Annotated in this window: 2 protein-coding genes; one reads left to right on the top strand and one right to left on the bottom strand. The window is 72.5% G+C overall.

What is annotated here, in order from left to right; translation table 11 throughout:
- Nucleotides 1–868 (top strand): tyrosine recombinase XerC (locus tag C1I98_RS38945; RefSeq protein ID WP_111172190.1); only part of this gene is annotated, 868 nt, incomplete at its 5' end.
- Here C1I98_RS38945 and C1I98_RS38940 read toward each other — a convergent pair.
- Nucleotides 785–1,296: murein hydrolase activator EnvC family protein (locus C1I98_RS38940; protein ID WP_146607936.1), on the bottom strand; the 512-nt coding region annotated here is incomplete at its 5' end. The two genes, C1I98_RS38945 and C1I98_RS38940, sit on opposite strands and share 84 nt — an antisense overlap.

Raw genomic sequence — 1,296 nt, 5'->3', positions numbered from 1 at the left:
GTTCGAGCGGTATCTGCGGTTGGAGCGGGGGCTTTCTCAGCACACGGTGCGGGCCTATATGACCGATCTTGCGGGGTTGATGGGGCATCTGCGGGCGGCCGGTGCGGAGAACCTGGCGGGGTTGGACATCGTGGCGCTGCGGGCCTGGCTCGCTGAGCAGCATCGGGCGGGGCTCGCGCGGGCGACGTTGGCACGCAGGACGGCGTGCGCGCGGGTGTTCTCCACGTTCGCCCATCGGCGGGGCTGGCTGGCCGATGACCCCGGGCTGTTGCTGGGCACGGCCAAGGCCGGGCGGACGCTGCCGGCCGTGCTCGGGCAGGAGGAGGCGCGAGCCGTACTTGACGGGCCTGAAGGGGAGGGGCCGAAGAGGCTGCGCGATCAGGCGATCATGGAAGTGCTCTACGGCACCGGGATCCGGGTCAGTGAGCTGTGCGCGCTCGACGTGGACGATGTCGATCGCGACCGCCGGACGTTGCGGGTGCTCGGCAAAGGCGGCAGGGAGCGTACGGTGCCTTTCGGGGCTCCGGCGATGCAGGCCCTGGACGCCTGGTGCGTGCAGGGAAGGCCGCTGTGGCTCCGCGAGCGGAGCGGGCCGGCGTTGTTCCTCGGGACCAGGGGAGGGCGTATCGACCCGGGGACGGTACGGCGGGTCGTGCACACCCGGCTGGCCGCGGTGGAGGGCGCTCCCGACATGGGCCCGCACGGGTTGCGGCACACGGCGGCCACCCACCTGCTCGAGGGCGGGGCGGACCTCCGCAGTGTTCAGGAGATCTTGGGACACGCCTCACTCAACACCACTCAGATCTACACCCATGTGTCCATAGACCGGCTCCGGAGCGCCTACCGGCAGGCGCATCCACGAGCTTGAGGAGGGCGGCGGCCAGAGCGGGAGCAGCCGCACCGGGGCGAGCCCCATGAGCAGCAGCGGGTCGAGGTAGTCGGTGCCGCTGCGCAGTCCCCAGTGCAGGCAGGAGACCGGGCAGTGGGCGGGGCCGCCGGTCGACGACTCCCCTGACTCCTCGATGACGCCGAGCACGTCGCCGGCGGTCACCGTCTGGCCGCGCCGCACTCGCGCCCGGACCGGCAGGTAGGTGCTTCGCAGCCCGCCTTCGTGGAGGACGGTGACCACCCCCCGCCCTCCCACCGGCCCGGCGAAGCCCACGGTGCCAGGTCCGGGGGACCGGATCATGTCGCCCGGAGCGGCCTGGAGATCGACGCCTCGATGCCCGGCGAGCCAGGGCTGCGCGGGAGGCGCGAAGTGCCGGAGGATTCTCGGCCGCCCTGTCACGGGCCACG

It is taken from the genome of Spongiactinospora gelatinilytica (genome assembly GCF_003236385.1).
GTDB classification, from domain to species: Bacteria; Actinomycetota; Actinomycetes; order Streptosporangiales; family Streptosporangiaceae; genus Spongiactinospora; species Spongiactinospora gelatinilytica.
The sequence above is the reverse complement of the archived record's forward strand: the minus strand, read 5'-3'. Positions and strand labels throughout refer to the sequence as shown.